The sequence below is a fragment of the Streptomyces sp. NPDC001980 genome (assembly GCF_040296885.1).
Classification (GTDB): Bacteria; Actinomycetota; Actinomycetes; order Streptomycetales; family Streptomycetaceae; genus Streptomyces.
Genome location: NZ_JBEOYD010000018.1, coordinates 146,225 through 172,715 on the forward strand (window position 1 = coordinate 146,225; position 26,491 = coordinate 172,715).

The following is a 26,491-nucleotide window of genomic DNA, read 5'->3' on the forward strand; positions in this document are numbered from 1 at the left end:
GACCGAGCGGACCGAGAGAGGCAGATCAGATCATGGCCAGGAGCAGCCGGGGCGCCGGCAAGAGCCTCGTGCGGGCCACCCTCGCGATTCACGAGCCGCCCGTGGGCACCAGCACCAGCCCGGGCGGCATCATCAAGACGTTCGGCTTCGAGTTCAACCCGGCGCAGCTGTCGATCGCCCGCCGGGCGGACTGGAAGTCGTCGGCGGCGCCGATCGAACGGGACGGCGCGCTGCCGGAGTTCCTCGGCACCCACCCGCGCGAGATGAGCGTGGAGATCTTCCTGGACCGGTCCGACGACCCGGACAGCAACGACGTGATGAAGAAGGTGGAGTCGCTGCTGGCCTGCTGCGAGGTCACCAGCAAGAGCATCGCGGCCAAGCAGCCGTCGCCGCCCTGGGTGGTCTTCCAGTGGGGCTCGTTCTCGACGGCCAACTTCACCGCGTACGTGGCCTCCGCCGACGTCTCCTACTCCCTCTTCGGGACGAGCGGGATGCCGATCCGGGCCAGCTGCCGGCTCCAGCTGCACGAGATCCCGAGCAAGACCGCGGGACAGAACCCGACGTCCGGCGCGCTCACCGCGCAGCGCGTGCACCGGGTCGTCGCCGGGGACTCGCTGCAGTCGCTGGCCTGGCGGGAGTACGGCAACGCGGCCGCCTGGCGGGCGATCGCGGACGCGAACGACATCGACGACCCGGGGTGGCTGCCCACGGGAACGGAACTGGTGCTGCCGGCCGCCGAGGAGGTGCGGTCCTGATGGTGAAACATGCTTTCTCGAACGTCATCAAGGTCGTCATCGGCGGCAAGGAGCTGACCGCCACCTCGGAGTACGGGCGGTATCTCGTCGACGCCCACGTGGACCAGGGCCTCGGGGTGCCCGCCGTCTTCCAGTTGACCTTCCGCGACCAGGACCGGAAGCTGCTCGGCAAACTGGGCGTCCAGTTCGGCACCCCGGTGGTGATCACGCCGGTCTCCGACGGCCAGGGCAGCGGCGACCCCCTGCTCACCGGAGAGGTCACGGGGATGGAGGCCGAGTACGACGGCACCGGTAGCTACGCGGTCGTCCGGGGCTACGACTACGGGTTCCGGCTGATGCGGCAGCGCCGCGTCGTCGCCTACCGCAACCAGACCGCCTCCGACATCGCCCGCAAACTGGCCGCCCAGGACGGCGTGCCGATCGGGCGGATCCAGGCCACCAAGACCGTCTACGAGTTCATCAGCCAGTCGAACGTCACCGACTGGGACTTCCTGGCCCGGCTCGCCGACGAGAACGAGATGGTCATGTCGGTGGACGCCGACGGCAAGTTCCAGTTCGTGAAGCAGAAGAGCGCCTCCGGGGCGCCCTCGCCGCAGACCGACGGCGACAAGAGCCCGTTCGTGCTGAAGGCCCGGCACGACATCCTGCGGCTGCGCACCGCGGTCACCGCCTCCGACCAGGTGAACAAGGTCGAGTCGCGCGGCTGGGACGTACGGACGAAGAAGACGCTCACGGCGACCGCGACCCCCGCCTCCAACACCGGCTACAGCATCGGCACCACCCCGGGCGCGGCGGCCGGCGAGTTCAAGACGTCGAAGCTGGTCGAGACGCGCACGCCGTACGACAAGCAGACCGAGGTGAAGTACGCGGCCGACGCCCTCTCCGACGACGTCACGTCGACGTTCGCCGAGGTGGAGGTGGTCGTGCGGGGCAACCCGAAGCTGCGGCCCGGGGTTCCGGTGGCGCTCGCGGACGTCGGGGACCCCTTCGAGGGGAAGTACACGGTCACCTCGGTACGGCACGTCTTCGGCGACGCGAAGCACTACGAGACCTGGGTGACCGTCAGCGGCCGCCAGTGGCGCTCGCTCTACGGCGTCGCCTCGGGCGGCGGCGGGGACGCCGGCAGCGACCGGCAGCTCAGTGTGGCGCAGGCCCTCGTCACCGACGTGCAGGATCCGCTCCAGCAGGGGCGGGTGAAGCTCAAGTTCCCGTGGCTGGACGACACGTACGTCAGCGACTGGACCCGGACCATGCAGTGGGGCGGGGTGCGCGGCGGCGGGGTCTTCCCGATGGACGTCGGTGACGAGGTGCTCGTCGCCTTCGACCGGGGCGCCCTCGACCACGCGTACGTCATCGGCGGCCTCTACAACGGCAAGGACAAACCGACCAGGGTCAAGGACGTGCCGCTGCACGACGGCATGCGCGGCCGGGCCACCCGGCACACCGTCTCCGACCGGGTCGGCAACCGCATGGACCTGCTCGACCAGCGGGGCCGTAAACAGGGCGTCCGGCTGGCCAGCGGCGACGACAAACTCACCGTCTTCCTGGACCGGCAGAAGACCGAGATCACCGTGGACAGCAAGGGCAGCGTCTCCATCAAGGGCAGCAGGTCGGTGTCGGTCGAGGCCGGCGCCAACCTGTCCCTGAAGGCGGGCGGCGCGCTCAGCATCAGGAGCGGGGGACCGCTGTCCCTGCAGAGCGCGGAACTCGTCGACATCAAGGCGCCCGCGGGCGCGGTCTCCGTGAACGCCGCCGCCGTGAACGTGATGGCGAACGCGGCCCTGTCGCTGCGCGGCAACGCCGCCGTCGCGATCAGCTCCCTGGCCACGGTGGCGATCCAGGCCCCGGAGGTGCCGGTGCTGGGCAACCTGATGATGGGCGGCCTGACGGTGATGGTGCTTCCGGCATGAGCGGGCGGCAGGACTTCCCGGAGGGGCGGGTGCGGGGCTGATGGCAGAGCAGTTCGTCGGCTCCGGCTGGTCGTTCCCGTTGCGGATCGGACCCACCGGCGGCATCGCGCTGGTCAGCGGCGAGAAGGAGGTGGAGGAGGCCATCCGCCTCATCCTCTCCACGGCCCCGGGCGAACGCCCGATGCGGCCGGAGTTCGGCTGTGCCATCCACGACCTCGTCTTCGCCCCCGTCAACGAGCAGACCGCCGGCCGTATCCAGCACGAGGTGCACGCCAGCCTCGACCGCTGGGAGCCGCGGATCGAGGTCGAGGACGTCGAGGTCACCACCGGCGCCGACCCGAGCGTGCTGATGATCGACGTCCGCTACTCGATCCGCGGCACCAACAACCCGCGCAGCCTGGTCTTCCCCTTCTACGTCATCCCCTCCCACGACGAGCCGGACCTGCCCCCCGCCTCCCCGGACTCCTCCGAAAGCGACCGCTGATCCCGATGGCCCTGCCCTCCCCGAACCTCGACGACCGCCGCTTCCAGCAGTTCGTCGACGACGCCAAGCGTTACATCCAGCAGCGCGCCCCGGAGTGGACCGACCACAACGTCTCCGACCCCGGCATCACGCTGGTGGAGACGGTCGCGCACATGGCCGACCAGATCGTGTACCGCCTCAACCGGGTCCCGGAGAAGAACCACCTCGCCTTCCTGGACCTGGTCGGCATCACGCTGTTCCCGCCGTCCGCCGCCCGTACGGAGGTCACGTTCTGGCTGTCGGCGGCCCAGGAGGAGGCGGTTCCGGTACCGGTCGGCACCGAGGTGGCGACCCGCCGTACCGAGACGCAGGAGGCGGTGGTCTTCGCGACCGAGCGCGAACTGACCATCGTGCCGAGCGAGTTGCGGCACCTGCTGCGGCAGCAGAACGGTGCGGCCGTCGTCGACCTCACCCACGAACTCGCCGAGGGCAAGGACCTGTTGTGCTTCACCGAGTCCCCGAACCCCGGTGACTGCATGCTGCTCGGCCTCTCCGCCGCCGTCCCGCACTGCGCGGTCGCCCTGGACCTGGACAGCCGGGTCGACGGTGTCGGCGTGGACCCGCGGCAGCCCCCGCTGGTGTGGGAGGCGTGGACGGAGGACGGCTGGCGGGAGTGCGAGGTCGACCGGGACGGCACCGGCGGCCTCAACCGCCCCGGCGAGGTCGTCCTGCACGTCCCCGGCGGCCATGTGCTGTCCCGCAACGGCGGCCTGGAGGCCAGCTGGCTGCGCTGCCGGGTCACCGAACCCCACTCCGACCAGCCCTTCTACACCACCTCCCCGACGGTCCGGTTCGTCGAGGCCTGCACGGTGGGCGGCACCACGGCCGCCGTGCACGCGGAGACCGTCGAGGACGAGGCGCTCGGCGAGTCCACCGGCCTGCCCGGCCAGCGCCTCAGGCTCGCCCACGCCCCCGTCGTCGGGGACAACCCGCCGCTCCTCCTGCAGACCGCCGAGCACGACGGCGAGGGCGGCTGGGTGGACTGGCAGGTCGTCCCGCACTTCGCGGCCTCCGGGCCGTACGACCGGCACCTCACCCTCGACGCGACCACCGGCGAGATCGCCTTCGGCCCCGCGGTCCGCGAACCGGACGGCTCGCTGCGCCAGTACGGCGCGGTGGCCCCGAAGGGCGCGGTCATCCGGGCCCGCCGCTACCGCACCGGCGGCGGCCGGGCGGGCAACGTGGCCCGGGGAGCCGTACAGATCCTGCGCTCCTCCATCCCGTACGTCGCGGACGTGGTCAACCGGGAGGCCGCGCGCGGCGGGGTCGACGGCGAGACGGTCGCCGAGGCGAAGGTGCGCGCGCCGATCACGCTGCGCGCCCAGGAGCGGGCGGTGACCCTCCGCGACTACGAGGAGCTGGCCCGCCGCGCCGCGCCCGAGACGGCCCGGATCACCTGCCTGGAGGGCGAGGAGCGCGAGCACGGGTCGTACGCGGTACGGGTTCTGGTGGTACCCCAGGCGGTCTCCGACCCGGGCGGCCGGCTCCGTTTCGAGCAACTCGTGCCCGGCGACGCCCTGCTGGACCGCATCACCCGCTACCTGGACGAACGCCGGCTGATCGGCACCCGGCTCGCGGTCGGCCCGCCCTTCTACCAGGGCGTCACGGTCGTCGCCACCGTGCACGCCTTCCGTGGCGTGGACGTCGACCGGGTCCGCCGCCAGGCCCACGACGCCCTCTACCGCCACCTGGACCCGTTGACCGGCGGCGCGGACGGCAAGGGCTGGCCGTTCGGGCGCCCGGTGCAGTCCGGTGAGATCTTCGCGGTGCTGCAGCGCGTCCCCGGCATCGAACTCGTCGACGAGGTCGTCCTGCACCCCGCCGACCCGCTGACCGGCAAGCGCGGCGACGCGACCGACCGAATCGACCTGGACGCCCCGTCCCTGGTCTTCTCCTACGACCACCGGGTCCGGGTGATCGGCGAATGACCGTCAACGACACGACAGGAGACGTCCGTTGAGAGGTTCCATCGACGGCCTCGGCTCCTCCGTCCCCATCGGCGCGATGCTCCCCGCGGTCTTCGCCGACGACGACCTGGCGTTGCGCTTCGTCGCCGGCCTGGACGACGTGATCGCCCCGATCCCGAACGTCCTCGACTGCCTGCCCAGCTACTTCGACCCGGCGCTGGCCCCGCTGGACTTCGCGGAGTGGCTCGGCACCTGGGTCGGCGCCGAGACCGACGGCACGGAATCGGAGCCCCTGCTCCGCGCCGCCGTGGCCGCGGCCGCCTACCTGCACCGCATCCGGGGCACCCGCTGGGGCCTGTCCGAGACGGTCCGGCTGGCCTTCGGCGTGGCACCGGAGATCACGGAGAGCGGCGGCGCCGACTGGAACGCCCGCCCGCTCGGCCCCTTCCCCGGCGAACCCCGCCCCGGCCTGCACGTCCACCTCACGCTTCCCGCCCCCACCCCGGCCGACGAGGTCCGCCTGGAACACCTGGTGGCCGCCGCCCGCCCCGCTCACATGCCCTACACGGTCCAGGTGACCGCTTCTTCTCCGTCCGCCGAAAGGACCCCGCAGCGATGACGACCAACCGGAACTGCACGGAGTGCGGCACGGTCGCGGAACCGGGCCAGTCCTTCTGCGACGCGTGCGGCGCGGTCCTGAGCTGGGCGGGCACCCACGAGGAGCCCGCCCCCCAGCCACCGGCCCCCACCCCGACCCCGGTCCCCGACTCCGGTGCCGCCCCCGGATGGGACGCCTTCACCCGCAGAGACGGCGGCACCGGCCTCCCCCAACGAGACGCCCGGGCAACGACGACCACAGCCCCGGCAGGCGCCCACGGGGACACGCCTCTTCAGGGTGGCCACGGCGACCTGTCAGCACCGGCCACGGCAGCGCCCCTTCAGGGGCGCGGGGCTGAATCGGATGTGCAGCTGCCGCCGCGTGGGCGCGACCAGCCCCCACTCACCGCCACCTCACCCACAGCCGAAACCACCCCCCTCCCCACCCCCCACCCGCAGCTCGCCGACGGCATCGCCGAGCCCCCACAGACCGCACCCGCACCCACCCCCACCTCCGACCACGACCGGGCCCGCCGCCTCCTCATCCCGGTGAACGAGCCCACCCCCGCCCCCGCCCCCCAAGCCGTCGCCCCCGTCCTCCCCGGCCGCCCCACCCCCCAACGCCCCGCCGCCGTCCGCGCCCCCGGCGAGGACCTCGGCGCCCACGGCGGCACCCCCTGCCCCTGGTGCGCCACCCCCAACCGCCCCGACCGCCACTTCTGCACCCGCTGCGCGATGCCCATGGCCGGCCACCCCGAGACCGGCCCCGCGGCCCCCCGCCCCTGGTGGCGCCGCATCTTCGACTTCCGCAACAGAGAGACCCCGTGGGCAGGCGACCGCCCCCGCCTCCGCCGCACCTTCGACCGCGTCGTCACCTGGATCGTCGCCGCCGTCGTCCTCACCGGCGTCACGGTCCTGGCGATCAACACGCCCAAGGCGGTCAGCGCCACCCGCGACCACTTCGCCAAGCGCGCCCCGGTCTCCCCGGACAGCTACCGCGCCTCCCGCGCGTACGCGGGCCACAAGCCGGCCCTGCTCTTCGACAAGCTGAACAACACGTGGTGGGGCCCGGGCATCGCCGGGGCGGGCGAGGGCGAGTGGGTCGAGGCGCACTTCGACGAGCCGACCCGGCTCCTGAACGTCGTCATCACCTCCGGCGAGTCGAAGCACACCGAGCAGCTGAACAAGTCGGCCCTGCCGCACCGCATGACGGCGACCATCAAGACCGCCGACGGCAAGACCGTGACCCGCGAACTGACCCTCGACCAGGCGGCCGGCGGCCAGACCCGCGACCTGCGGGCGGCGGACGTCGTCTCCGTCCGCTTCACGATCGACTCGTCGTACCAGGCGTCGGCCCGCACCCAGGTGGCCATCGCCGAGATCGAGTTCTTCGGCCCGTCGAGCGCGAACTCCTAGTACTCCTGGTACTTCCTGTGCGGCCGAGGCCGGTCAGCTTCTCATCAGTGACCGGTACACGGCCGCGGACCTGGGATTGCCGCGGCATTGCCACACGCCGTGCGGGCAGTAGTCGGTGATCGTCTGGTACAGCGGGCGGCTGCTCGCGAACCAGTCCAGCATGGAGCGCAGGTACGCCGGATCGTCGCCGTTCTCGTACAGCCCCCACTCGGGGTACGAGACCGGTTTGCCGTGGGCCCGGGCGAAGTCGACCTGGGCCCGCAGCCCGTACGGCTCGGCGACCTGCTCCTGGAAGGACATCCCCCGCGGGGCGTCGTACGCGTCCATCCCCAGTACGTCCACGTACCCGTCCCCCGGATAGCACGTGGTCCAGGGGACGGCGTCCCGGCCCCGGTTGGGCGTGAAGTCGAACCGGAACCGGGCGCCCGGCACCGACCGCATGGCCGTCACGATCCGCCGCCAGTAGGCCCGCCAGGCGGCGGGGTCCGGTCCGCAGCGATGGGTGTACGTGTCCCCGTTCATCTCCCAGCCGAGCACGACGACGGTGTCCGGGGCGCCGACCGCGACCAGCCGGCGGGCCAGGGCGCGGAAGTGGACGTCGTACGAGCCGCCTGCCCCGAGCCGCAGTTGGCGGCGCACCTCGGCGTCCGGGACGTGCGCCTCGGTGTGTTCCAGCATCGGCACGTTGAGGACGAGGAGCCGGTCGGGTTCGGCCCGCCGCCACCGGGCCCACAGCCGTACGAAGTCCGGGGCGCCCTCGATGTTCCGCCACACGTCACCGGGCAGGTAGGTGTGCCCGACCCGGGGCCGGTCCCGCAGCCAGCTCCCGAGCGCCGTCACCCGCCGTACCCCGTCCGCGCCGTACCCGACGTACGCCCCGAAGGGCCCGGGTGCGGCGGGTCGCGGGGTCTCCGGTCGGGATACGGGCAGGAGCAGGAGGGCGACCAGCACGGCGACCCACAGGAACCTCAGACGTGCCATGGAGGCAGTCTGGCCGCTTTGCGCACAGGCGCCACGCCATGTGGTCATACCGTGACCCTGTGCGCATCCGCCGTGCTACGGCCGACGTGCCGTCAGGTTCCACAGTGCCGCCGGATCCCACATCGTCGTCGGGAGCCACAGCTTCACCGGGGTTCCCTGGCGCGTCGGGGTCGCCTGCGACGCCGGGGTTCCGTGCGGCTTCCGGATTCCGTGCGTTTGCGGGATTCTGTGCGGCCTCGCCGACCGGCCGTGCCCCGGCGGGGCATTCCTCGTCCGTGCCGTTGACGACGTGGGTTTCGACGTGCCGGTCGACGGCGCCGGACTCGCGGCCGCAGTGGCCGTAGCGGCCGCCGTGGCCGCGGCGCTCGCGGTGGCCGCGGCGCTCGGGGCCGGGCGGGGATGTGCCGGGGACGGCGTTCCGGGCACGCTCACGCCGTGGTGCCGCAGCCACGGCAGCGGCGGGACCTCGGAGCCCAGGTGCCGGGTGGTGCGGACCTCGAAGTGGAGGTGGGGGCCGTCCGTGTTGCCGGTGGAACCGGCGGCGCCGATCCGCTGGCCCGTCGAGACGCGCTGGCCGCAGCGGACGTTGATGACGGACAGGTGGGCGTACTGGGTGTAGTAGCCGTCCGGGTGGTGTATCACGACCTGGTTGCCGAAGGCGTCGCCGCAGGTCGCGGAGACGACGCGGCCGGGGCCGACGGCGTATACCGGCGTACCGGCGTCGACGGCGAAGTCCTGGCCGGTGTGCCGGTGTTTCCAGAGGTGGCCCTTGGCGGCGTAGCGGGCGGAGAGCCGGTACCGGACGGTGGGCGCGGTCCAGAGGGCGGTGCGATCGGCGTGACGGGTGCGGCGGACACCGCCGGCGCGGTCGGTGCCGGCTTTGTGGGCGGTGGCGGGCAGGGTGCTGCGCGGGCCGAAGGCGCAGTGGGCCGGGCGCTGGTCGGCCTTGGCGGGTGTGGTGAGGAACGCGCCGGTCAGGAGGAGCACCAGCGCGGCGGTGAGCAGCCGTAGATCATCCGTTCGCATCCTCGGATCCTCTGACGACCGGCTCGCCGGGCGGCGGCCCCACGCGCCCGGCGCCACGACTTTCGCCTGTTCGGATGATCGGCCCGGCTCAGAGTCGGCTGTGGTGGTTCACCACCGCGCTCGCGAGCAGCGAGAGATGGGCGCGCTGGGCGTCGGTGAGGTGGGCCGCGAGGTCCCGGAGCTGCCGGTCGGCGAGCGCCTCGCACTGCCGGGCCAGTTGCCGCCCCTGCGGGGTGATCGACACCAGGAAGCTGCGCCGGTCGTGCGGTGCGGGGGTGCGGCGGACCAGGTCCCGGCGCTCCGCGCGGTCGACGAGGCCGGTCATGCTGGACTTGTCCAGGCCCAGGTGGTGGGCGAGTTCCTGCATGCCGGGCGTGCGGTCGCGCAGCACGCCGAGCAGCCGCAGCTGGACGACCGACAGTCCGTGTTCCGCCGCGACCTTCCCGAGCGCGCCCTGTACCAGGAACGACAGCTGGGCGAGGCCGTCCACGAGTCCCAGGTCCTCGATGTCCTCGTCCGCGCCCGGTGTTTCGGCGGTTGGCTTGTTCTGCATGGTCCCATCCTACGAGCATTAGTACGCGTTCCCAACTACTTGACTTGGTACGTGGTGCCAACTAATTTAATTGGTGTCACGAACTAAGGAGTCGACATGCATGCTGCCGTGGTCCGTTCGTTCGAGCGCCCGCCGCGCTTCGAGGAGTTCCCCGCCCCCGAGCCGGGCGAGGGCAGGCTGCCGGTGGAGATGATCGCCGCCGGTCTGCACCCCCGGGTCCGCTCCGGTGCCGCCGGCACCCACTACACCAGCGACGGCCGCCTCCCCCTGATCCCCGGCGTCGACGGCGTGGGCCGCCTGCCCGACGGGCACGTCGTGTACTTCGTGGCCGACGACGGGGACCCCGGCACCATGGCCGAGCGGACCGTCCTCGACCCGCGCCGGGCGGTCCCGCTGCCCGACGGCGCCGACCCGTTGACCGTCGCCGCGGCCATGAACCCCGCCATGTCGTCCTGGGTGGCGCTGCGCCGCCGGATCACCTTCAAGACCGGCCGGAGCATTCTGATCCTCGGCGCCACCGGCAACGCGGGCCGGATGGCCGTACAGATCGCCCGGCACCTCGGCGCCGACCGGGTCGTGGCCGCCGGCCGCGACCCCGAACGCCTGGACCTGCTCGGCGGACTCGGCGCCACCGACGTGGTCTCCCTGGCCGGCGACCCGGACCAGGCCGACGCCCGGCTCGGCGAGGCCGCCGCGGACGTCGACGTCGTCCTCGACTACACCTGGGGTACGCCCACCGAACGCGCCCTCCCGGCCGTCCTCACCCGCCGCACCGACCGCAGCGCCCCGCTGGACTGGATCCAGATCGGCGCCACGGCCGGCCCCGAGATCGCCCTCCCCTCCGCCGTGCTGCGCGCGGCGAACCTGCGGCTCATGGGCAGCGGCCAGGGCTCGGTCACCGCCCGCGGCATCGTCGCCGAACTGCCGGCCCTGATGACCGAACTGACCCGGGGCACCCTCACGGCCGACGCGCGGCCGGTGCCGCTCGCCGACGTCGAGGAGGCCTGGACCGCCCCCGTCGAGCCCGGCCGGCGCCTGGTGTTCACCACATCCCCCAGCTGAGCGTCCAGGTGATCGTCCCGGAACTGAACGCCCGCCCGCCGTCCACCCGTACCTCCGGGCACAGCACGTGTCCGCAGAACGGAGTCCCCCCGTGAACGCATCCGCAGCCATCGGCGTGACCGGCCTCGGCGTGATGGGCCGCAACCTGGCCCGGAACTTCGCCCGGCACGGCTACCCGGTCGCCGTCCACAACCGCACCCCGGCCCGCACCCGCGCGCTGATCGAGGAGTACGGGAGCGAGGGCGACTTCGTCGGCGCCGAGACCGCGGCCGAGTTCGTCGCCGCGCTCGAACGCCCCCGCCGCCTCATGATCATGGTCCAGGCGGGCGCCGCCACCGACGCCGTCATCGACGAGTTCGTGCCGCTCCTCGAACCCGGTGACATCGTCATCGACGGCGGCAACGCCCACTTCGCCGACACCCGCCGCCGCGAGGCCGCGCTGCGCGAGAAGGGCCTGCACTTCGTCGGGGTCGGCGTCTCCGGCGGCGAGGAGGGTGCGCTGCACGGGCCGTCGATCATGCCGGGCGGGTCCGCGGAGTCGTACGCCGTGCTCGGGCCGATGTTCGAGGACATCAGCGCCAAGGTGGGCGGCGAGCCGTGCGCCACGCACGTCGGCGCGGACGGCGCCGGGCACTTCGTGAAGATGGTCCACAACGGCATCGAGTACGCCGACATGCAGCTCATCGCCGAGGCCTACGACCTGCTGCGCCAGGTGGGCGGGTACGCGCCGGCCGAGATCGCGGACGTCTTCCGGGAGTGGAACGGCGGCCGGCTCGGCTCCTACCTCATCGAGATCACCGCCGACGTCCTCGCCCACGTCGACGCCGCCACCGGCGCGCCCTTCGTCGACGTCGTCGCCGACGCGGCCGGGCAGAAGGGCACCGGGCGCTGGACCGTGCAGACCGCGCTGGAGCTGGCCTCCCCGGTCACCGCGATCGCCCAGGCGACGTTCGCGCGGGCCGCCTCCGGCCGCCACGCGCTGCGCGCCGCCTACGCCGGGCTGCCCGGCGGCACCACGCCCCCGCTCAGCGCCACCGAGGCCGACCGCTTCGCCTCCCGCGTCGAACACGCCCTGTACGCCTCGAAGGTCATCGCCTACGACCAGGGCTGGACGATGATCCAGGACGCGGCCGCCGAGTACGGCTGGAAGATCGACCTCGGGGCGGTGGCCCGGATCTGGCGGGGCGGCTGCATCATCCGCGCGTCCTTCCTGGACCGGATCCGCGCGGCCTACCGGGCCGACCCGGACCTCGTGAGCCTGCTGGCCGAGGAGGAGTTCGCGAAGGAGATCGCCGACGCGCAGGTGCCGTGGCGGGAGACGGTCGCGTCCGCGGCCCGCCGGGGCATTCCCGTCCCGGCGTTCTCGGCGGCCCTGTCCCACTACGACACGCTCCGCGCCGACCGGCTCCCCGCGGCCCTCCTCCAGGGCCAGCGCGACTACTTCGGCGCCCACACCTACGGCCGCGTCGACAGAGAGGGCGCCTTCCACACCCACTGGGCGACCGAGGGCCGCCCTGAAACAGAGGGCTGAGCAAGCTTTTGCCTTTAGGGGCGCGGGGAACTGCGCGACAAGCCACGACGGGCCCGCAGCGGGCCACGTTCCGACACCCGCCGGACGGTGGCACGGCCGAGAGTGCCACGAAATGCCGTCAGCGGTCCGACGCTTCGTCGTGGTTGATCGCGCAGTTCCCCGCGCCCCTGACGGGGCGCTGTAGTCACGAGTGTTCTCAGGCACCCACCCTGACTGCCTCCGCAGGGGGCACCCGCAGTGCCCTTCTCGTCGGCAGCTCGATCGTGACGTACGCCGTCATCACGACCGTCACCGCCGCCGCAGGCAACAGCCACACCGGGCCCGCCGGCCAAGGCCGGGACAGGAAGCCCTCGCCCAGCAGCGCCAGCGGCACCGCGGACAGCGCCGCCCCCGAGACGAGTGCCGCGACCGCGATCACCCCGGCCTCCCTCCGCATCATCGCGAGGACCTGCCGCGGCGTCGTACCGACCAGCCGCAGCGCGGCGATCTCCGTGCGGCGCTGGGCGGTTGCCGCGACCAGCCGGTTGGCGATGCTGAGCAGCAGGTAGCCGAGCAGGACGACGATGACGGCGAGGTTCACCCAGACCTCGGGCGGGGTGTCCGCGCCCGCCTGAGGGGCCGTGTCCGACAGGGCGAGGCCGGGGCGGGCGGCGGTCAGCGCCGTGAGCCCGCGTTCCGCGGTGGCCGTGCCGTCGGTGCGGACGAGGACGCTCTGGTCGAGGCCGGACGTGGTGTGCCCGGCGGCCAGGTCGTGGGAGAGGACGACCGGGCCGAAGCCGAGCCCGCGGTCGTAGACGGCCACCACCGTCGCCTCGACGGGTGCGCCGTCGCCGAGGAACAGCTTGATGCGGGCGCCGAGTTCGGCGTCGCGCGGACCCGCCACCTCGCTGCTGACGGCGACGGTGGCACCGGTCAGGGCGGAGAGGCTGCCCCGGGTCACGCCGAGGTCGAGGACGTCCCGCGCGGCGGGGGTGAGGATCAGCGCGGCGGCGGACTCGGTCTCGGTGTCGTCGAACATGCGGTACGGCCAGACGACGGTGGTGGTGCCGACGGGGGCCGCCGCCCGGACCCCCGGCAGCCGCCGTACCTCGGTGAGCGTGTCCGTGGGCAGCCCGCCGAGGGCCGCCGCGGTCAGCCGGTACTGGCCCAGTGTCCCGGTGCGGGTGTCGTCCGCGGTCGCGGCCAGCACGGTGGTCTGCGCGAGCGTGTACGTCAGCACGAACACCACCGCCATGGCGAGCGGACTGACCACTCCGGTGACGCGCTGCGCGTACGCCCGGACGTTGGACATGGCCAGCCAGGTCGGCGCGGACACCCCGGGGCGCAACCGTCGTACGACCGCCTCGCCCGCCGCCCGGACCAGCGCGGGGCCGGCCAGGGCCAGGCCGATCGCGGCGACGATGCCCGCGATGGAGGTGGCGGAGGCGCCGATCGCGGTGCGTTGCAGGAGCGGGGTGACGGAGAGGGCGCCGGAGGCGGCGATCAGGAGCAGGCCCGCGACCGTGCGGGGGCGGGAGGGGGTGCGGGGCTCGCTGCGGGACTCGGCGACCGCCTCGGTGGCCGGCATCCTCGACGTGCGCCAGGCCGCGCAGCGGGCCGAGACCCGGACCGCCGCGAGGAGGAGCACGACGGTGGCCAGGGCCGGGAACGGGCTGAGGGTGAGGGGGAGTTGGGCCGGGAGCACGTCCCGGTGGACGAGCAGGGTGCGGAAGCGGCCGGCCAGCAGGTAGCCGAGGGCGACGCCCGGGACCAGGGCGACGGCGGCCACGGCCGTCGACTGGGCCGCCGCCAGCCGCCGGATCTGCCGCGGGGTCGCGCCGACGGCCCGCATCAGCGCCAGGTCGCGGCGCTGCCCGGCGATCGCCACGCCCAGGGCACCGGTCGTCACGAACCCGGTGATCAGCAGGACGATCCCGGCGAGGGAACTGGAGAGGAGGACGAGGAGGGAACGGGCGGAGCCGACGCCGGGGGCCACGGCCGTACCGCGGTCGGCTCCGGTGAGGACCTGCAGGCCGGTCCCGGCCACCGCCGCGCGCACCGCCGAGGCGACCCGGCCGGTGGCGCCGGGCCGGGTACGGAGGCCGATGAGATCGACGGTGCGGGTGCGCGCGGCGGCCGTCTTCGGGCCGGCGCGGGCCGCCAGTTCCGCCGCCCTGCCGTCCGTGAAGTAGACGCCCGCGTCCGGGGCGTGGACCACGGCCGAGACGCGGTAGGCGGTGGCCGCGCGGCCGTCGGCGGTGACCCGGACCCGGTCGCCCACGGACAGGCCGGTCGTCGCGGCCACCGCCACCTCGGCCGGGGCCGCCGGGGCGCGGCCCTCGACGCGGGCGCCGGCGAGCAGCTTCGTCGAGGACCAGCCGTGCCCGGCCGCCGCCGGGTCCTGGCCGTCGGCGGCCGGGAGCAGGCGGCCCCGCGCGTCCGTCACGGCGGCCGGGAAACCGAGGTCGCCGACGGCGAGGGTGACGCCGGGCAGCTTCGCCAGGCGGGCGGTGAGGGCGGCCGGGACGGTGGCCCGTTCGGGGAGCGCGATCGGCAGGTCGCCGGAGACGTGGTACTCCTGATCGGCGGCGACCACGACGTCCGCGCCGCCGAGGCGGCCCGGGGGCAGCTGGGAGCGGAGCCCGGACTCGGCCAGCACCCCGGTCGCGGTGATCAGGGCGGCGGCGCCCAGGACCGCGCAGGCCACGGCCAGCAGCGAGGCGATCCGGTGCGCGGCCATCCGCAGGGCGAAGCCGAACAGGGCGAAGCGGAACATGGCTAGCGGTCTCCCAACGCGGCGAGCCTGGCGGCCAGTTGGCCCGCCATCGGTTGGTGCAGGGCCTCGACGACCCGGCCGTCGGCCATCACCAGCGCGGTGTGCGCGCGGGCCGCGGCGGCCGGGTCGTGGGTGACCATCACGACCGTCTGGCCGAGGTCGTCGACGAGGTCCCGGAACAGGTCGAGGACCTGGTGGGCGCTGCGCAGGTCGAGGGCGCCGGTCGGCTCGTCGGCGAAGACCACCGCCGGGCGCGCGGCCAACGCCCGTACCAGTGCGGCGCGTTGCTGCTGACCGCCGGAGAGTTCGGCGGGACGGTGGTGGAGCCGGTCGGCCAGTCGGACGCGTTCGACCAGGGTGCGGATCCAGTCCCGGTCGGGGCGGCGGCCGGCCAGCCGCAGCGGCAGCGTGATGTTGTCCTCGACGGAGAGGGACGGGATCAGGTTGTAGGCCTGGAAGACGAAACCGACGCGCTCCCGGCGCAGTTCGGTGCGCTTCGTCTCGTTCAGCCCGGCGATCTCCCGGCCGTCGATGCGGACGCTGCCCGACGTCGGCGCGTCCAGGCCCGCCGCGCAGTGCATCAGCGTGCTCTTGCCGGAGCCGGAGGGGCCCATCACCGCGAGGAAGGTGCCGTGCTCCACGGTGAGCGACACGTCGTCCAGGGCCCGTACCCCGCCCGCGTACGTCTTGCCGACGCCCGCGAGCGCGATGGCCGGGGCCCGGCGGGCGGTGTCCGTCACGGTCGCGTTCACCGGCGGCCGCGCAGCCGGCGCACGACCAGGGTACCCGCGCTGAGCAGGGTCACCACGCCGCAGGCCACGTTGATCCACGGGTCGACACCGCCGTACGAGGTCGCCATGTTGGCGGCCGCGCTCAGGACGAGCAGGGACCAGAGCAGGGCGCGGGTGAGGTCCACGCCGTCGGCCGTGCCGCCCCGGCGGTCGGCGGGCGGGGTGCCGGTGATGCGGTACGGGTCGGGGTGGGCCACGGGGAACCTCCTGCTGGGGGCCGACGTCCTGGGTGGGGTACGGGCCCCGACGCTACGGACCGTGACCGCCCTCGGCCGATCCCGTGTGCCGCCGGATCGCAGGTACAGCAGGCTGTACTTTCCGGGGCTGCGGGACCCGGCGAACTGCGGTACCCCCTAGGGTCGTTCGTGTCGAGAGGAGGGGCTGCGGATGGCTGTCACCGGCACCCGGCCGGACCGCGCGGACGAGGGCGGCGGCGAGAGCGAGGCCGGGGGCGAGTTCGGGCGTGAGGGGCTGAGGGCCGTCGCCGGGCGGACGGTGCGGGCCGCCGGCGGGGCGCTCGTGGAGCTCGTCGGCGGGCTCGGTACGGCCGCCCTGGCCCTGGCCCTGCTCCTGCTGCTCGCGGCCGCCGCGGTGACCGCGCCGCTGGGCGCCGGGCTGCTCCTGGCGCCCCCGCTGCTGCGCGCACTGCACGCCCTGGCCGGCCGGGAACGCGGACGGCTCGGCCGGCGTGGCCCCGAGGTCGTCGCCCCGGAGCCGGCCCCGCCGACCCGGCTGCGGCTCGCCCTCGCCGACCCCACCACCCGGCGGGAACTGCACTGGCTGGCCCGGCACGGCACGGCCGGCCTGCTGCTGGGCCTGGCAGGGTTCCTGCTGCCGCTGTCCGCCGTACGGGACACGGCGTTCCCGCTGTACTGGCGGTTCATGCCCGGGGACACGACCGCCACCTCCTTCGGCTACGGCGTCGCGCACTCCTGGGCGGACGCCTTCGCCGTCTGCGCGTTCGGGATCGGGGCGGTCGCCGTCATCCTGGGCCTCACCCCCGGCATGGCCCGGCTCCAGGCGGACCCCGGACGACGGCTGCTGGCCGCCGGACCCGACCAGGACCTCTCCCTGCGGGTCGCGGAACTCACCGCCACCCGGGCCGCCGCGCTCGACGCCCACGCCACCGAACTGCGGCGCATCGAGCGGGCGTTGCACGACGGCACGCAGAACCGGCTGGTCTCCGTCACCGTGCTGCTCGGCGCCGCCCGCCGGCAGGTGGCGCGGGACCCGTCCCGCGCCGACGAGATCCTGGAGCGCGCCCAGTCCGCCGCCGAACAGGCACTGGCCGAACTGCGCACGGTCTCGCGGAGCATCCTGCCGCCGGTCCTGGACGACCGGGGGCTCGCGGGCGCGCTGTCCGGCCTCGCCGCCGACTGTCCGGTGCCCTGCCGGATCGACGTGGACGCGCCCGAACGCTGTGCCGCCTCCGCCGAGGCGACCGCCTACTTCGTCGTCGCCGAGGCCCTCACCAACGTCGCCAAGCACAGCGGCGCCCGGTCGGTCACTGTGACCGTCCGGGCCCGGGGCGGGCGGCTGCGCCTGACCGTCGCCGACGACGGCCGGGGCGGCGCCGAGGAGGCCGGCGGCTCCGGACTCACCGGCATCCGCCGCCGCATCGCGGCCCACGACGGCACCCTCCGCCTGGCCAGCCCGCCCGGCGGTCCGACAACCCTGGAAGTGGACCTGCCCAGTGGATCGTGAAGCACCAGTGCACGGCGGAGCACCTGCACGCGGCGAGGCACCAGCGCCCGGCGGAGCACCTGCGCCCGGCGGCGCGGAAGTGCCCGACGGCGTACACCCGTCCCTGCGGATCGTGATCGCCGAGGACGATCCCCTGCTCCGCGAGGGACTGGCCCTGCTGCTGCGGGCCGAGTCGATGGACGTGGCCGCCACCGCCGGTACCGCGGAGGAGGCGCTGGACGCCGTCGAGGCGCACGCGCCGGACGTCGCCATCCTCGACGTCCGGATGCCGCCCACGCACACCGACGAGGGCATCCGCGCGGCCGTCGAGGCCAGGCGCCGCCACCCCGGTCTCTCCGTCCTCGTCCTGTCGGCGTACGTCGAGCAGAGCTTCGCCACCCAGCTGCTCACCGGCGGGGTGGGCGGGCTCGGCTATCTGCTGAAGGAACGGGTGGGCCGGGTCGAGGAGTTCCTGGACGCCCTGCACCGGGTGGCGTGCGGCGGCACCGCGATCGACCCCGAGGTGGTCGCCCAGCTCTTCACCCGGTCCCGCCAGGACACCCGCCTGGAGCGGCTCAGCCCGCGCGAGCGCGACGTGCTGGCGCTGATGGCGGAGGGCCTCGGCAACTCCGCGATCGCCGAACGGCTCGTCGTCACCGACGGCGCCGTCCACAAGCACATCCGGTCCATCTTCGCGAAGCTCGACCTGTCCCCGGCCGACCGGGTGGACCGCCGGGTGGCGGCGGTCCTGCACTACCTGGAGGACGCCCGGGCGCGCACGCGGTGACCCGCCGGGCCGGTCAGACCCGGACGCCGAACATGAACGGGCCGCCGATGGTGGACATCGACTCGTAGCGGACGACCGTGCCGGTGCGCGGGGCGTGCAGGATCTGGCCGTTGCCCGCGTACAGGCCCACGTGGTGCAGGTCGTTGAAGAAGAAGACCAGGTCGCCGACCTGGAGGTCGGACGTCGAGTAGATCTTGGTGCCGATCGTCGACTGGGACTCGGAGGTGCGCGGGATGGAGACGCCGGCCTGCGCGTAGGCCCAGGAGGTCAGGCCCGAGCAGTCGAAGGAGGACGGGCCGGTGGCGCCGTAGACGTACGGGGTGCCGAGCTTGGTCTTGGCGGCGGCGAAGGCGGCGGCCGCCCTGCCGGTGGCGGAGGTGTCGTTGCCGAGGTCGACGCGCTCGCTGGCGGAGCGGCTGGCGCGGTCCTGGTCGGCGGCGAGGGCGGCCTTCTCGGCGGCGGTGAGGCTGTTGAGCAGCTTCTGCGCCTCGGCGAGCTTGGCCTGGACTTCCGTCTTCTTCTTGCCGAGTTCGGTGCGGGTGGCGGCCAGGTCCTTGAGCTTGCCGGTGGCCTCGGTCCGCTCCTGGGCCAGTTCGCGCTGTTTGGCCTGGATCTTCTTCAGCGTCTCGACCTGCTGGCTGCTCAGCTGGTCGAGGGTGGACGCCTTGTCCAGGTAGCTGTCCGGGTCGGAGGAGAGGAACAGCTGGAGGGACGGGTCGAGGCCGCCGCTGCGGTACTGGGCGGTGGCCATGGAGCCGATGCCGTCCCGGAGTTCGTTCAGCTCCTTCTGCCCGCGGGCGACCGAGTCCTGGAGCGCGGATATCTGCTTCTGCAGCTTCTCCTGCTTCTCCTTGGCCCCGTTGAACTTCTCGGTGGCCTGCTCGGCCTCCTCGTACAGCTTGTCGACCCGGGACTTGACCTCGTCCTTGCTGGGCTTCTCGGCGGGCGCGGCGTTGGCCGCCTGTGAACTGAGGGCCACGGCGGCAGCGGCGGCGGAGGTGAGCACGGTGACACGGGCACGGCCCGGCTGCTTGGCACGACGGTGGGACGCCACGGAGGCGAGCTCCTTCCGAGCAGGGGTTCGGGCAACAGACCCTAATGACTCTCTTATGGTCAGTTCAAATCTTCGCATGAAAATTCTTGGCCGGAACTGACCGGAGGTGACCGCCTCCTGACGTCGCATCGAACGGAAAGGTCTGCTGGTTGTAAAGAACCTTGACAGTCAATTGGTCTAGTCCAACTATGGGCGTTCATGAGACGCACTCGTGCCCTGCACGCCCTGCCCGCAACCGCCCTGTCCGCCGCGCTCGTTGCCCTCGGGGCAGGCGCCGCGCACGCCGATCCGCACGCCGCCTCGCACCACGTGAAGCCCATGCCCGCCCACGTCGCGGCCCCCTACTTCGAGGCCTGGACCGGCGAGAGCCCCGCCGCGCTCGCCGCCGAGTCCGGCAACAAGTACCTGACCCTGGCCTTCCTCCAGACGCCCGCCGCGGGCTCCTGCACCGCCGACTGGAACGGCGACGCCACCCAGCCCGTCGACCCGGCGACCTTCGGCACCGACATCGCCGCCCTCCAGGCCCGCGGCGGCAACGCCATCCCCTCCTTCGGGGGCTACGCCGCCGACACCACCGGCACCGAACTCGCCGACAGCTGCACCGACGTGGACGCCATCGCCGGCGTCTACGAGAAGCTCGTCACGACGTACGGCATCAGCCGCATCGACCTCGACATCGAGGCGGACTCCCTCGCCAACGCGGCCGGAATCGACCGCCGCAACAAGGCGATCGCCAAGGCCGAGCACTGGGCCGAACGCACCGGCCGCCCGCTCCAGTTCTCCTACACCCTGCCGACGACCACCAAGGGCCTCGCGGACAGCGGACTGGCCGTCCTCCAGAACGCCGTCGCCAACCACGCGCGCGTCGACGTCGTCAACATCATGACCTTCGACTACTACGACGGCGCCGCCCACGACATGGCCGCCGACACGAAGACCGCCGCCGACGGCCTGCACGCCCAGCTCCACGCCCTCTATCCGCACAAGAGCGCCAAGGACCTGTGGGGCATGGTCGGCGTCACCGAGATGCCCGGCATCGACGACTTCGGCCCCGCGGAGACCTTCACCACCCAGAACGCCGCGACGGTCGAGCGCTGGGCCGCCGCCCAGGGCATCGACACCCTCTCCTTCTGGGCCCTCCAGCGCGACAACGGCGACTGCGTCGGCACCGGCGGCGCCAACGCCTGCTCCGGAATAGCCCAGGACCCCTGGTACTTCAGCCACACCTTCGCCCGCTTCGGCGGCCCGCGCCGGTAGGCACCCGCCGTCAGACGCCGACGCCGCCGGCGCCCACCGCGCCGGCGGCCGCGGCCGGCCGACGGGATGTGCAGATCGGACGACGGGATGCGCAGAACGGCCGACGGGATGCGCGCGCCGGAGTCTTTGCCGGATCATGGCGAAGATCAGGTTTTCGGACAACGATCCGGCCACCGGGGCCGGTTATCGTCCGCACAGCCACCTCACCTTCCGATCATCCTGTTCCCCGGAGCTCCATGCGCCTCAAGCAGGTCTCGCTCTCGGCGGCGACATCCGTCGTCGCGGTGCTGACCACCGCCACCGTCGGCCTCACCGCACCCGCCGCACTGGCCGGCAGCACAGCGGCACTGCCGCTGTCGCACTACGCGCACATGGTGGCCGACACCGCCCACCAGCACCTCTTCTTCAGCCAGGGCACCGGCACGACCGGCATCGTGGTCACCGACCTGGCCGGCACCCCCGTCACCACCATCACGGACGAGCAGGGCGCCACGGGCCTCGCGCTCTCCGCCGACGGCTCGACCCTCTACGCGGCCCTCGCCGACGGTGACGCGGTCGCCGCCATCGACACCGCGACGCTGACGGAGACCGCCCGCTACGCGACCGGCACCGGCAGCGCGCCCGTCTCCGTCGCGGTGGCCGGCGGCAAGGTCTGGTACGGCTACACGGCCGACGGCAAGGGCGCGATCGGCTCCGTCGACGCGTCCGGCACGGTGTCGACGCCCACGCTGTCCCACTGGTCGGTCCCGCCGCTGCTGGCGGCCGGCGGCGGAGTGCTCGCCGCCGAGGAGCCGCTGCAGAGCCTCAGCCACGTGGCGACCTTCGACGTCTCCTCGGGCACGGCGACCGCCAAGGCCGACACGGACGTCTACGGCGGCACCGCGACCGGGCTCCAGGTCACCGGCGACGGCGCCAAGGTCCTGCTCGCCGCCATCCAGCAGCCCGCCCTGGAGATCTACCGCACTTCCGACCTGCTGCGTGCCAACCCCGCCCCGTACTACACCGGCGCCGTGGGCCCGGCCTCGCTCGCGATCGACACCGACGGCACGATCGCCTCGGCCAGCACCGCGGGCCTCTACCTCTACGCCGGTTCCACCCTGGCGGAGAACCACGACACCTTCCCCTCCGGCACCACCGTCGCCCCGGACGGCCTTGCGTGGGGCGGCGACGGCACCACCCTCTACGCCGTCACCAAGGACTCCTCCGGCGCCTACACCCTCGACGTCCTCGGCTCCGCGAAGCTCAGCGACACCACCGTCACCCTGAACCCGCCGCAGTACGCGGTCCCCACCCAGCAGTTCACCTTCACCGGCGCCCTCGACACCAGGGGCTTCCTCCCGGCCGGCGCCGCCCTCCAGGTCACCCGGGACGGCGAGCCCCTGCCCGACGCCACGGTCGGCGCCGACGGCACGTTCAGCATCAGCGACACCCGGCCGGACGCGGGCACGTACACCTACCAGGTGTCGTACGCCGGAGACGCCACCCACCGTCCCGCGACGGCGGAACTGAAGGTGTACGTGGCACGGCTGCCCACGACCGTCGCCGCCCCGGAGATCGACTCGGCGAGCCCGCACTCGGTCGTCATCAAGGGCACGCTCACCGCCGAACTGGGCTTCGGCAGCTTCCCGCAGGGCACCACGATCGACGTGTCCCGCATCGACGAGGACACCCACGAGACCGTCCAGCTCCCCTCGGTGACCGTCGACCCGGCCACCAAGGAGTTCACGGTGACCGACGCCCCGGAGGCGGCCGGGTGGTTCACCTACCACCTCTCCTACGCGGGTGACGCCACCCACGAGCCGAGCGCCGACGACCCGAGCCTGACGGTCTCCGCCTACACCCCGGCCCTCACCCTGAAGGCCCCCGCCACCGCCACCCGCGCCGCCGCCCTGTCCTTCACCGGCAAACTCGGCGACGCCCCCTACCCCGCCGGCGAGAAGGTCACCGTCACCCGCACCGACGCCGCCCACACCACGACTCCGGCGACCTGGACCGCCCCGGTCGCGGCCGACGGCACGATCACCGTCAAGGACACCCCGACCGTCGGCGGTGCCAACACGTACACCGTGAGCTACCCGGGCGACGCGGCCCATCAGCCGGCCACCGCCTCGGCGATCGTCCAGGTGTCCCGTGCCAAGTCGACGGTCACGGTCAGCACGGACAAGTCGACGTACGCGTACGACGCGACGGCCACCGTCACCGCCCACCTGGGCACCACGTACAACGGCCGTACGGTCTCGGTCTACGCCACGCCCGCCGGCGGCAAGAAGACGCTGCTGAAGACCGGCACGGTCGACAGCAAGGGCAATCTGAAGGCGACGTACAAGCCCACCCGCAACACCGTCTACACGGCGTCCTTCGCGGGCGACTACCGCTACGCCCCCGCCACGGCCACCCACTCCGCCGCCACCCAGGTGAAGATCGCGGAGAAGCTGGGCAGCTCCTACACCAGCACCACCTACAGCGGGGTCACCTACCGCGTCTACCACCACACCGTGCAGCCGCAGGTGGTCGGCACGGTGACGCCGGACAAGTCCGGGCAGTGCATGAAGTTCCAGGCCCAGGAGTACTACAGCGGCGCCTGGCACACGCTCACCACGTCGTCCTGCTTCTCCATGGCCCCCGGGAGCACCGGAGTGACCCACCTGGCCCTCACCCACGCGGTGAACCAGCGGTTCCGGGTGCGGACGGAGTACGTCCACAGCGCCAAGGACACGAGCAACGCGGACACCTGGGGCGGCTGGCTGTACCTGACGGTACGGAACTGAGTCCCGCGCGCCGCCGGTCCGGCCCGGGCGTCCACACCCTGTGGATGCCCGGGCCGAACCGTGTTCCGGGGTGCTAGGGGTTGACGACCGTCCCGCCGAAGCTGACGTTCAGCTTGCCGGACGAGGCGAAGGACCAGCCGAGGGCACCCGCGTAGGAGGCGCACCGGGAGCCGTTGGTGCCCGTCCAGAACTGGTTGGAGCTGTCGGCGTCGCCGACGGTCTTGTCGTTGGAGCCGTCGACGGCGAACCGGCACGAGGTGTCGGTCCGGAACACCGAAGTGCCCTTGTCGAAGGAGAAGTTGCGCTCGGCGTTGTCGATGCCCACGTTGTTCGAGACGGTCATCGTGCCGGGGTTGCTGTTGTAGGTGAAGCCGTGATGGCCGTTGCCGTAGGCGATGTCGTGCCGCACCACGTGGTTCACGGCGATGTCGTCGCCGCCGAGCTTGTAGCCGTTGCGGTCGCCGTCCCCGCTCTGGCTGCCGTCGCTCAGCGTGCCGTTGCCGTAGGAGAGCGAGTACTCGATGGTGACCGGTCCGATGGCTCCGGTGTCGGTCTTGGTGTACAGGTCCCAGCCGTCGTCGATGTTGTGGTGCGAGACGTCGTACCGGAAGACGTTCCCGGTCCCGGTGGTCAGCTTGGCCGCGAACCCGTCCGCGTCCTCGCCGTCGCTGTCGGCGTTGTCGTGCGACTCGGAGCTGACGACGAGGTTGTTCGCCGGCCACTGGCTGCTGGGCGTGCTGGAGGAGATCCGGCCGAGCTGCAGTCCCGTGTCGCGGTTGTACGCGGTGACGGCGCGCTCGACGACGTTGTTGCTGCCGCCCACGTAGATGCCGTTGTCGCCGGCGTGCTCGACCGTGAGGCCGTACAGGTGCCAGTAATTGGCGTAGAGCTGGATGCCCCGGTTGGACGAACTCTCGCTCTGTGCCGAGAAGTTCAGCACCGGGGTCTCGCCCGGGTAGGCGGAGAGGGTGGTGAGCGCGCCCGAGGAGCCGTTGGCGCCGGCCGGGATGGTCACCGTGGCGGAGTAGTTGTACGTCCCGCCGCGCAGGTAGATCGTGCCGCCGGCGGCGATACGGCTGATCGCCGAGGTGAGCGTGGTCGGCGCGGACTGGGTGCCGGCGGCGCTGTCGGTGCCGCTCGGCGACACGTACAGCACCGTGGACGCGGCCTGTGCGGGGCCGCCGGACAGTGCGACGAGCGTGCCGGCGAGCAGGCCGACGGCCGCGATGACTGGTCTCACGTGCATCGTTCGTCTCCGTTCGTCTCCGTGCGGGACCTTGCGGAATGCGTTGCGGGAAGCGCTTCAGAAAGCGCTTGCGGTAAGCGCTTTCCAGTGAAGCTAGGAGAGTGGCGCGTGCGCGTCAATAGTCATGTATGTAAGGGCAGTTCAAGGGTGTGACCCCGAGGGGTCTCTTCGGGGGTATTTCGACAGCGATCGGAATACGGGTCTCGACCCCTCCGTTGCCCGGTTCATGGACGAGATCCCCCGCAAGATCGACCTCGGCGCCATCGGTGTGTGGCGCCACGACCGGACCGAACCCGAACTGGCCGTCGCGCTCGAAGGCCTGGGCTACGGCACCCTCTGGCTCGGCAACGTGACCGACCCGGACCTGACCGAAGTCGAACGGTTGCTGGACGCCACCGACCGCCTGGTGCTGGCCACCGGCATCGTGAACATCTGGTCCAACCCGGCCGACCGGGTCGCCCGCGCGTACCGGCGCATCGCCGACCGCCACGCCGACCGCTTCCTGCTGGGCATCGGCGCCGGCCACCCGGAGGCGACGAAGGAGTTCGTCCGGCCGTACGAGGCCCTCAACGACTACCTGGACGTCCTCGACGCGGGCGGTGTCCCGGCCGCCCGCCGGGCGCTGGCGGCCCTCGGCCCGCGCGTCCTGCGCCTGGCCGGCGAGCGCACGGCCGCCGCGCACCCCTACCTCGTCACCCCCGAGCACACCCGCCGGGCCCGTGAGCTCCTCGGCGCCGGACCGCTCCTCGCCCCCGAACAGAAGGTGGTCCTGGAGACCGACCCCGCCGAGGCCCGCGCGATCGGCGACGCCACGCTCGGCTTCTACCTGGGCCTGACCAACTACGTCGGCAACCTGCGCCGCCTCGGCTTCGACGACGCCGACTTCGCGGACGGCGGCAGCGACCGCCTCTTCGACGCGCTCTTCGTGCACGGCGACACGGACCGGGTCGCGGCGGGTGTCCGGGCCCATCTGGACGCGGGCGCCGACCACGTGGCGGTGCAGCTGCTGCACGCCGACGGCGCCGACCCGCTGCCGGGGTACCGGGCGCTGGCGGGAGCGCTGAAGCTGGGGGGCGCGTAGGCCCGGGGGCTCAGAGAGCCGTGAGCAGGGCGTCGAGCGGTGCGGGTACCCGGTCGGGGTCCAGGGCCTCGACGAGGACCCGGCCGTAACGGATCTTGCGGCCCGACGTGGTACCGAGGAAACGGCGGAACTGCTGCTGCGCGGTACGGCCCTGCTGGGCGGGCTGGTTCAGGAAGGTGCGCAGGGCGCGGTGGTCGCCCTCGGCGTGGGCGAGTTCGGCGACGCGCGGCGGGCCGAGGGCGCGGACCAGCTCGTCCTCCAGGTCGGCCGCGCAGACGAAGATGCCGTGCGGTGCGCCGCCGGCCCGCTCCAGGCCGCGGGTGTAGTAGGGGCGTTCGCGTTCGTCGCAGAGCCCGGTCAGGCGCAGGCCGAGGCCGGTCGGCCCGAGGAGGTGGGCGTAGCGGCCGACGTTCATCGCCCCGCCCATCGACAGCGCGCAGACCCCTTCGGCCGCCAGGTCCCGGCCGCGCCGGGCGGCCAGCGCGTCGACGGCCGCGAGGTCGCTGGGGCCTTCGAGCAGCACGGCGACCCGGACGCCGAGCAGGCCGGCGAGTTCCCGCGCGGGCGCCTCGGGACCGCCGCGGGCCCAGACGCGGACGGCTTCCCGGAAGGCGGCCATGTCCGGCGCTCGCGTCGGGGGCGCTGCGGCTGCCCCGGCTGCCGACCTGGCTGCCCCAGCTGCCGCGGTTGCCCTGGCCGCTCCCTCTGCTGCGGCCGCCCAACCTGCTGTGTCCGTCCCGTCTGTCGCGTCCGTCCCGTCTGTTGCGTGCGCCGCGTCTGCTGCGTGCGCCGCGTCCGGCGTGTCCGT

At 73.1% G+C, this 26,491-nt stretch carries 22 protein-coding genes; 13 read left to right on the forward strand and 9 right to left on the reverse strand.

All coding sequences use genetic code 11. The annotated features are described in order from the left end of the window. Positions 1 to 32 precede the first annotated feature (32 nt). The 6 genes from ABT137_RS26890 to ABT137_RS26915 are packed head-to-tail and all read left to right on the forward strand — an operon-like array spanning position 33 to position 7,108. The gene (locus tag ABT137_RS26890) at positions 33 to 755 is read left to right on the forward strand and encodes a CIS tube protein (protein WP_089100301.1); all 723 of its coding nucleotides are present in this window, start codon (positions 33 to 35) and stop codon (positions 753 to 755) included. Then, a complete protein-coding gene (locus tag ABT137_RS26895; protein WP_351713201.1) occupies positions 755 to 2,665 on the forward strand; it encodes a VgrG-related protein in 1,911 nt (636 codons plus the stop codon). Before ABT137_RS26890 ends, ABT137_RS26895 begins: the two co-directional genes overlap by 1 nt. Positions 2,666 to 2,705: 40 nt before the next feature. Next, positions 2,706 to 3,149 (forward strand): GPW/gp25 family protein, encoded by a 444-nt coding sequence (locus ABT137_RS26900; RefSeq protein ID WP_181806072.1) that lies wholly within the window; start codon positions 2,706 to 2,708, stop codon positions 3,147 to 3,149. A 5-nt stretch (positions 3,150 to 3,154) separates the two neighbouring features. After that, a complete protein-coding gene (locus ABT137_RS26905; protein WP_351713203.1) occupies positions 3,155 to 5,116 on the forward strand; it encodes a putative baseplate assembly protein in 1,962 nt (653 codons plus the stop codon). A 28-nt stretch (positions 5,117 to 5,144) separates the two neighbouring features. Then, positions 5,145 to 5,714 carry a phage tail protein gene (locus ABT137_RS26910; RefSeq protein WP_351713205.1) on the forward strand — a complete coding sequence of 190 codons (570 nt, stop codon included), beginning with the start codon at positions 5,145 to 5,147 and terminating at the stop codon, positions 5,712 to 5,714. Beyond that, positions 5,711 to 7,108, forward strand: a complete 1,398-nt coding sequence (locus tag ABT137_RS26915) for a zinc ribbon domain-containing protein (RefSeq protein ID WP_351713207.1) — start codon at positions 5,711 to 5,713, stop codon at positions 7,106 to 7,108. Before ABT137_RS26910 ends, ABT137_RS26915 begins: the two co-directional genes overlap by 4 nt. Positions 7,109 to 7,141: 33 nt before the next feature. Here the strand turns inward: ABT137_RS26915 and ABT137_RS26920 are convergent, their stop codons facing one another. From ABT137_RS26920 to ABT137_RS26930, 3 genes are all read right to left on the reverse strand, one after another. Beyond that, a complete protein-coding gene (locus ABT137_RS26920; protein WP_351713209.1) occupies positions 7,142 to 8,089 on the reverse strand; it encodes a glycoside hydrolase family 26 protein in 948 nt (315 codons plus the stop codon). A gap of 75 nt (positions 8,090 to 8,164) precedes the next feature. Continuing rightward, on the reverse strand, positions 8,165 to 9,115 hold the full coding sequence (locus tag ABT137_RS26925; RefSeq protein WP_351713211.1) for a M23 family metallopeptidase: 951 nt from the start codon (positions 9,113 to 9,115) through the stop codon (positions 8,165 to 8,167). An 88-nt stretch (positions 9,116 to 9,203) separates the two neighbouring features. After that, positions 9,204 to 9,668, reverse strand: coding sequence for a MarR family winged helix-turn-helix transcriptional regulator (locus ABT137_RS26930; RefSeq protein WP_351713213.1), 465 nt, complete (start codon positions 9,666 to 9,668; stop codon positions 9,204 to 9,206). Between the two features lie 96 nt (positions 9,669 to 9,764). Between ABT137_RS26930 and ABT137_RS26935 the strand changes: the two genes are divergently transcribed. Then, entirely contained in the window at positions 9,765 to 10,730 is a 966-nt protein-coding gene (locus ABT137_RS26935; RefSeq protein ID WP_351713215.1) for a quinone oxidoreductase family protein, read from the forward strand. Positions 10,731 to 10,821: 91 nt separating this feature from the next. Beyond that, positions 10,822 to 12,261, forward strand: a complete 1,440-nt coding sequence (gene gnd, locus ABT137_RS26940; RefSeq protein ID WP_351713217.1) for an NADP-dependent phosphogluconate dehydrogenase — start codon at positions 10,822 to 10,824, stop codon at positions 12,259 to 12,261. A 196-nt stretch (positions 12,262 to 12,457) separates the two neighbouring features. Here gnd and ABT137_RS26945 read toward each other — a convergent pair whose 3' ends face one another. The 3 genes from ABT137_RS26945 to ABT137_RS26955 are packed head-to-tail and all read right to left on the reverse strand — an operon-like array spanning position 12,458 to position 16,004. Beyond that, entirely contained in the window at positions 12,458 to 15,016 is a 2,559-nt protein-coding gene (locus ABT137_RS26945) for an FtsX-like permease family protein (protein WP_351713219.1), read from the reverse strand. Positions 15,017 to 15,018: 2 nt separating this feature from the next. Then, positions 15,019 to 15,768, reverse strand: coding sequence for an ABC transporter ATP-binding protein (locus tag ABT137_RS26950; RefSeq protein ID WP_502984581.1), 750 nt, complete (start codon positions 15,766 to 15,768; stop codon positions 15,019 to 15,021). Continuing rightward, entirely contained in the window at positions 15,765 to 16,004 is a 240-nt protein-coding gene (locus tag ABT137_RS26955; protein WP_351713225.1) for a hypothetical protein, read from the reverse strand. Before ABT137_RS26955 ends, ABT137_RS26950 begins: the two co-directional genes overlap by 4 nt. Positions 16,005 to 16,194: 190 nt before the next feature. Here ABT137_RS26955 and ABT137_RS26960 point away from each other — a divergent pair, with 190 nt between their 5' ends. Then, the gene (locus tag ABT137_RS26960) at positions 16,195 to 17,511 is read left to right on the forward strand and encodes a sensor histidine kinase (protein WP_351713227.1); all 1,317 of its coding nucleotides are present in this window, start codon (positions 16,195 to 16,197) and stop codon (positions 17,509 to 17,511) included. Between the two features lie 103 nt (positions 17,512 to 17,614). Further along, entirely contained in the window at positions 17,615 to 18,277 is a 663-nt protein-coding gene (locus tag ABT137_RS26965) for a response regulator (RefSeq protein WP_351713297.1), read from the forward strand. A gap of 13 nt (positions 18,278 to 18,290) precedes the next feature. On the opposite strand, the gene ABT137_RS26970 is transcribed toward ABT137_RS26965, so the two are convergent. Further along, positions 18,291 to 19,331: a C40 family peptidase gene (locus ABT137_RS26970; RefSeq protein WP_351713229.1), complete on the reverse strand. Its 1,041-nt coding sequence runs from the start codon at positions 19,329 to 19,331 to the stop codon at positions 18,291 to 18,293. A gap of 198 nt (positions 19,332 to 19,529) precedes the next feature. On the opposite strand from ABT137_RS26970, the gene ABT137_RS26975 reads away from it, so the two are divergent. Continuing rightward, positions 19,530 to 20,588: a chitinase gene (locus ABT137_RS26975; protein WP_351713231.1), complete on the forward strand. Its 1,059-nt coding sequence runs from the start codon at positions 19,530 to 19,532 to the stop codon at positions 20,586 to 20,588. Between the two features lie 236 nt (positions 20,589 to 20,824). Continuing rightward, positions 20,825 to 23,356 carry a hypothetical protein gene (locus ABT137_RS26980; protein ID WP_351713233.1) on the forward strand — a complete coding sequence of 844 codons (2,532 nt, stop codon included), beginning with the start codon at positions 20,825 to 20,827 and terminating at the stop codon, positions 23,354 to 23,356. Between the two features lie 73 nt (positions 23,357 to 23,429). Here the strand turns inward: ABT137_RS26980 and ABT137_RS26985 are convergent, their stop codons facing one another. Further along, on the reverse strand, positions 23,430 to 24,602 hold the full coding sequence (locus ABT137_RS26985) for a right-handed parallel beta-helix repeat-containing protein (protein ID WP_351713235.1): 1,173 nt from the start codon (positions 24,600 to 24,602) through the stop codon (positions 23,430 to 23,432). A 226-nt stretch (positions 24,603 to 24,828) separates the two neighbouring features. Here ABT137_RS26985 and ABT137_RS26990 point away from each other — a divergent pair, with 226 nt between their 5' ends. Then, on the forward strand, positions 24,829 to 25,683 hold the full coding sequence (locus ABT137_RS26990) for an LLM class F420-dependent oxidoreductase (RefSeq protein WP_351713237.1): 855 nt from the start codon (positions 24,829 to 24,831) through the stop codon (positions 25,681 to 25,683). Positions 25,684 to 25,693: 10 nt separating this feature from the next. On the opposite strand, the gene ABT137_RS26995 is transcribed toward ABT137_RS26990, so the two are convergent. Further along, positions 25,694 to 26,302: a TOPRIM nucleotidyl transferase/hydrolase domain-containing protein gene (locus ABT137_RS26995; protein WP_351713239.1), complete on the reverse strand. Its 609-nt coding sequence runs from the start codon at positions 26,300 to 26,302 to the stop codon at positions 25,694 to 25,696. Positions 26,303 to 26,491: the final 189 nt, after the last annotated feature.

Excerpts from the sequence above, each read along its gene's own strand:
- ABT137_RS26890 (WP_089100301.1), top strand. The coding sequence starts at position 33 with ATGGCCAGGAGCAGCCGGGGCGCCGGCAAGAGCCTCGTGCGGGCCACC.
- ABT137_RS26895 (WP_351713201.1), top strand. The coding sequence starts at position 755 with ATGGTGAAACATGCTTTCTCGAACGTCATCAAGGTCGTCATCGGCGGC.
- ABT137_RS26900 (WP_181806072.1), top strand. The coding sequence starts at position 2,706 with ATGGCAGAGCAGTTCGTCGGCTCCGGCTGGTCGTTCCCGTTGCGGATC.
- ABT137_RS26905 (WP_351713203.1), top strand. The coding sequence starts at position 3,155 with ATGGCCCTGCCCTCCCCGAACCTCGACGACCGCCGCTTCCAGCAGTTC.
- ABT137_RS26915 (WP_351713207.1), top strand. The coding sequence starts at position 5,711 with ATGACGACCAACCGGAACTGCACGGAGTGCGGCACGGTCGCGGAACCG.
- ABT137_RS26920 (WP_351713209.1), bottom strand. The coding sequence starts at position 8,089 with ATGGCACGTCTGAGGTTCCTGTGGGTCGCCGTGCTGGTCGCCCTCCTG.
- ABT137_RS26925 (WP_351713211.1), bottom strand. The coding sequence starts at position 9,115 with ATGCGAACGGATGATCTACGGCTGCTCACCGCCGCGCTGGTGCTCCTC.
- ABT137_RS26930 (WP_351713213.1), bottom strand. The coding sequence starts at position 9,668 with ATGCAGAACAAGCCAACCGCCGAAACACCGGGCGCGGACGAGGACATC.
- ABT137_RS26935 (WP_351713215.1), top strand. The coding sequence starts at position 9,765 with ATGCATGCTGCCGTGGTCCGTTCGTTCGAGCGCCCGCCGCGCTTCGAG.
- ABT137_RS26945 (WP_351713219.1), bottom strand. The coding sequence starts at position 15,016 with ATGTTCCGCTTCGCCCTGTTCGGCTTCGCCCTGCGGATGGCCGCGCAC.
- ABT137_RS26960 (WP_351713227.1), top strand. The coding sequence starts at position 16,195 with ATGGCTGTCACCGGCACCCGGCCGGACCGCGCGGACGAGGGCGGCGGC.
- ABT137_RS26975 (WP_351713231.1), top strand. The coding sequence starts at position 19,530 with ATGAGACGCACTCGTGCCCTGCACGCCCTGCCCGCAACCGCCCTGTCC.
- ABT137_RS26980 (WP_351713233.1), top strand. The coding sequence starts at position 20,825 with ATGCGCCTCAAGCAGGTCTCGCTCTCGGCGGCGACATCCGTCGTCGCG.
- ABT137_RS26985 (WP_351713235.1), bottom strand. The coding sequence starts at position 24,602 with ATGCACGTGAGACCAGTCATCGCGGCCGTCGGCCTGCTCGCCGGCACG.
- ABT137_RS26990 (WP_351713237.1), top strand. The coding sequence starts at position 24,829 with ATGGACGAGATCCCCCGCAAGATCGACCTCGGCGCCATCGGTGTGTGG.
- ABT137_RS26995 (WP_351713239.1), bottom strand. The coding sequence starts at position 26,302 with ATGGCCGCCTTCCGGGAAGCCGTCCGCGTCTGGGCCCGCGGCGGTCCC.